Source organism: Parafilimonas sp. (assembly GCF_051953455.1).
Taxonomy (GTDB): Bacteria; Bacteroidota; Bacteroidia; order Chitinophagales; family Chitinophagaceae; genus Parafilimonas.
In genome coordinates, this window is the sequence record NZ_JBQCIT010000038.1 from 1 (window position 1) to 4,224 (window position 4,224).

A 4,224-nucleotide genomic window follows, 5' to 3' on the forward strand; every position below is an offset into this window, starting at 1 on the left:
ACGTACATCTGTTTTCTGAATGTTGTGGAATTTTACACAAACAAAAAATTAGAAAATGGAATTAAAAAACAAAACGTTTTTAGTTACGGGTGGTACTTCGGGCGTAGGGAAAGCTATTGCCACAGGTATCGCACAGACAGGTGCAACTGTTGTAATCGTTAGCCGTAATGCTTCCAACGGACAGCAAACGGTAAAAGAAATTTCAGAAAAATCGGGTAATAAAAACATTTCCTTTCTCACAGCCGATTTAAGTTTGATGAAATCGGTTTATGAATTGGGTGAACAGTTTAAGCAACAACACAACCAACTACACGGCTTAGTGAATGCAGCAGGTGCATGGTATTTTAAAAAAGAAACGACAAGCGAAGGGTTAGACAAGTCGTTTGCCATAAATTATTTATCTCATTTTACACTTACGCACAGTTTGCTCGATTTATTAAAACCAACGGAGGAAGCACGAATTGTAACTGTTGCCGGCGCACCGCGTTTTTTGAAAAAGCCCAAACTTGATTTGAATAATTTACAACTTACCAAATCATATAGTTGGCTGAAATCAACTAATTTGGCAATGTTTGCAAGGGTTTATTTTGGCTTTGAGTTAGCCGACAGATTACAAAACACGTCAGCAAGTTCTATGTTGTTTCACCCTGGATTTGTAAAATCAAATCTTGGAAAAAACAAAATGCCCTGGTGGCTCAAATTAATGTTTTCACTTTCATCAGATGTTAGAAATGCGCCGGAAACCTGTGAAAGTGGTGTGCATGTTGCTACAAAAGAAAATGCAAAATCTGCAAATGGAAAATTCTTTGACGAAAAAAATAACGTCATTGATATTCGCAAAAACTTTGATCAATCAGCTGGTAAAGAACTGTGGTTATTGAGTGAGCAACTTTCATCAAAAAGTGGTTTTGTGAAATGATAAAACAAAAGCCCCTCCGGATAAAAACAATCAGCGAATTTCACAAATTGCGTGGTTTACCTAAACCTGAACACCCACTCATCAGCGTTGTGAGAATAAAAGAGATTACTATTCCACCAGGTACAAACGAAACAAGTATTGTTTTTGACTTTTATTTTATTTCGATGAAACGTGTGCAGAATGCAGTTTACAAATACGGACAAAACGATTATGATTTTAGTGAAGGAACGCTGTTTTTTATGTCGCCTAATCAAGTTTTGGGTATGAACTCAGCAGCATACACCGAAAAGCCATCAGGTTGGGTAATGCTCATTCACCCCGATTTTCTATGGAATACATCGCTTGCAAAAAACATCAAGAAATACAAATATTTTGATTATTCCGCAAATGAAGCATTATTTCTTTCAGAAAAAGAAGAAACCATAATCAACAACATCGTTGAAAATATTACTCAGGAATATCATTCAAACATTGACAAATTCAGTAAACAAATTATTATTACACACCTTGAAAATTTGTTGAGTTATGCCGAGCGTTTTTACAATCGTCAGTTTATCACAAGAGAAAAAGCCAATCATCAGATTTTACAACGCTTAGAGAAACTTCTCACAGACTATTTCAATGGTGAAAACATTACCGCCAAAGGCTTGCCGACAGTTCAATTCATCTCAGAGCAATTAAACGTTTCGCCAAATTATTTACGTGGCTTGCTCAATGTGCTGACAGGACAAAGCACCCAACAACACATACACGAAAAACTGATTGAAAAAGCCAAAGAAAAATTATCTACGACCAGCTTGTCTGTAAGCGAAATCGCTTATGAACTCGGCTTTGAACATTCGCAATCATTCAGCAAGCTTTTCAAGACGAAAACAAAACTTTCGCCTTTGGAGTTTAGACAATCGTTTAACTGAAGCGAAAATTTGTTCAATAGACAGAAACGCTTGACAAAAAGCCCAGCACCCAACAAGGTATCCTATGTACCAATGATATTGAGGAGGGTAAAAAAATAATATGTATAAATAAAATTCTTTTGAAGAGATAGATTGAATGAAGAATCAACCTTCCTCTTTCTCAAGATTTTTTCCTTCATTCAAATTTAATAAGTTTTTTAAACCAACATATCCAGCATCTTATGAGTAGTCAGCTGTGCCGCTACAGTTATGGCAGAAGAAAATACTTCGCTTTTTGAGTATGTACACGATGACAACTTTGTTTAGTAGTCTGCCTGCCGGTTTGTTTTTTTGATATGCTGACGTTTAAAAATTTTATTTTATTCTTTTTAATAAAGCCTGCAGCAGCCATGAAAGAAGCGCAAAAGACTGCGGATAAATTAGGTATTGATGCCCATCAAGGTTATTAAAAATATCAATCAAGCTATAAAGAATTAAAATGAGGCAACCAGAAAAGACTCGATGCGGGTTATCTGTTGGGTAACTACATCGTATCCAGCATTTCATCATCCGGGTTGGTTACCACTTTTTCACCTTCCTGCAAAGCGCCAAAAACTTCAACAGAATCGACTGATTGGTTGCCCGTAGATACGCTGATCTTTTTCAAATCTTTTTCATTCGTGCCTGTAAAAACATATTTACCTTCTGTTGTTGTAAGTACAGCAGATTTAGGAACCTTAAATGCGTTGGCATTACCATCAGATTCCAGCTGCACTTCTGCGTACATACCCGGGGCCAGCGACAAATCCTTGTTGTTCACATCGGCTTCGATCCTTTCTGAGCGCAGCGCTGATTCAACGTTCATGGAGCGCCTGCTGATAACAGCTTTTATCAATGTGCCATCTGTAGAGCTGGTGGTAAAACTGATGCTGCCTTTATTGCTTAATGCTGATGCAATTGTTTCAGGCGCATCCATCTGTAAACGCAGGTGCGATATGTTTTTTAGCTCAAGCATCGGCGTTGTTTTTTCAACAGCGCTTACCAATGCACCGGGATGCACGTTGCGCTGCGTGATAACGCCGTTGAAAGGCGCCGTAACCCGTAAATAATCCTGCATGGTTTGCTGCATCATCCAGCTTGTTTTTTCTGCATTGCATAACATGCTGTCTGCATCCATAGATGATTTGGCTGAAGAAAGATCGAATGGTGATATAGCGCCCTGCGTTTTTGCCGCTACCTGCAAACGCCTGTATCTTTCTTTTGATAAAGCATAAGCAGATAACGACTGCATGTATTTTTCTTTTGCCTGCGTTGTTGCCTGTTCTATTTCAGGCGCTTCCAATATCATTAACAACTGACCTTTTTTTACCTGCGAACCTATATCAACTAACACATCTTTTACATAACCGTTTACCTTGGGAAAAATACTTACTTCTTCATAAGCAGCCAGCTTTGCCGGCAGTTTTATAACACTCTCCACGCCGGCTTTTTTAACGGGCGCAAATTCATACGGGTCTGTCACCTGTGTTGAAGCAGTTTTCTTTTCCTGTTTTGTTTGCGATGAACAGGAGGCCATTACGATCAATAAGAAATATAAAATGTATTTGTACATAAAATAGTTTTTAATTATTATTCAGGAAGTAATGAAACACTGGAGTAATCTTTCTTTTGTTGTATCCATCCATATACCAGCGGCACAATAAACAATGCTGCAACAGTTGATGCAGCAAGACCACCAATCACAGCGCGACCAAGCGGTGCTGATTGATCGCCGGCTTCGCCCAATCCACTTGCCATAGGTATCATGCCGGCAATCATGGCAAGGCTTGTCATTAATATCGGTCTTAACCGTATGCCGGCTGCAACAGAAGCCGCTTTGAAAGGATCTTTGTATTCAAACCGTAATGCTTCTGCATTAGTAACGATCAATATGGCATTGGCTACCGATACACCGGTTGACATAATAATGCCCATATACGATTGCAGGTTTAATGTTGATCCGGTTGCAAACAGCATGATCATTGAACCTAGCAATACAGCCGGTATTGTTGTTAATACTGATACTGCCAAACCAAATGATTGATAGTTGGCTGTAAGCAATAACAGTATAACAATGATTGCGGCCAGCAAACCCGTTTGCAAAGAGTTTAATGTTTCACCAAGCAATGAAGACATGCCCTGTATATCAACCACCGTTCCTTTTGCGGGCTCGCCGGTTTGCGCTATTACTTTTTTTACAGCATCTGTTGCAGAGCCCAGATCCTTTTTATAAATATTAGCGCTTACGGTTAAGAACCTGCGCGGGCCCTGCCGGTCATATTCTCCCGGAACTTTTACCATCGTTAATTGAGCCACGTCAGAAAGTATGGGGCGCTCTTTGCCTTTCACCAACGGAATGGCATTCATTTGTTC

General features: G+C 39.2%; 4 protein-coding genes. 2 read left to right on the forward strand and 2 right to left on the reverse strand.

The window, feature by feature from the left end:
- Positions 1-55: 55 nt before the first annotated feature.
- Both ACTHN6_RS14920 and ACTHN6_RS14925 read left to right on the forward strand, forming a co-directional pair.
- A complete protein-coding gene (locus tag ACTHN6_RS14920; RefSeq protein WP_440436568.1) occupies positions 56-919 on the forward strand; it encodes an SDR family NAD(P)-dependent oxidoreductase in 864 nt (287 codons plus the stop codon).
- Positions 916-1,833 (forward strand): helix-turn-helix domain-containing protein, encoded by a 918-nt coding sequence (locus tag ACTHN6_RS14925; RefSeq protein ID WP_440436569.1) that lies wholly within the window; start codon positions 916-918, stop codon positions 1,831-1,833. The genes ACTHN6_RS14920 and ACTHN6_RS14925 overlap by 4 nt, the downstream gene beginning before the upstream one ends.
- Before the next feature lie 523 nt (positions 1,834-2,356).
- On the opposite strand, the gene ACTHN6_RS14930 is transcribed toward ACTHN6_RS14925, so the two are convergent.
- On the reverse strand, positions 2,357-3,424 hold the full coding sequence (locus ACTHN6_RS14930) for an efflux RND transporter periplasmic adaptor subunit (RefSeq protein ID WP_440436570.1): 1,068 nt from the start codon (positions 3,422-3,424) through the stop codon (positions 2,357-2,359).
- Between the two features lie 17 nt (positions 3,425-3,441).
- Positions 3,442-4,224 (reverse strand): efflux RND transporter permease subunit (locus tag ACTHN6_RS14935; protein ID WP_440436571.1); only part of this gene is annotated, 783 nt, incomplete at its 5' end.

What these genes read in the sequence shown, in the direction of transcription:
- ACTHN6_RS14930 (WP_440436570.1), bottom strand. Translation starts at nt 3,424, where the DNA reads ATGTACAAATACATTTTATATTTCTTATTGATCGTAATGGCCTCCTGT.
- ACTHN6_RS14925 (WP_440436569.1), top strand. Translation starts at nt 916, where the DNA reads ATGATAAAACAAAAGCCCCTCCGGATAAAAACAATCAGCGAATTTCAC.
- ACTHN6_RS14920 (WP_440436568.1), top strand. Translation starts at nt 56, where the DNA reads ATGGAATTAAAAAACAAAACGTTTTTAGTTACGGGTGGTACTTCGGGC.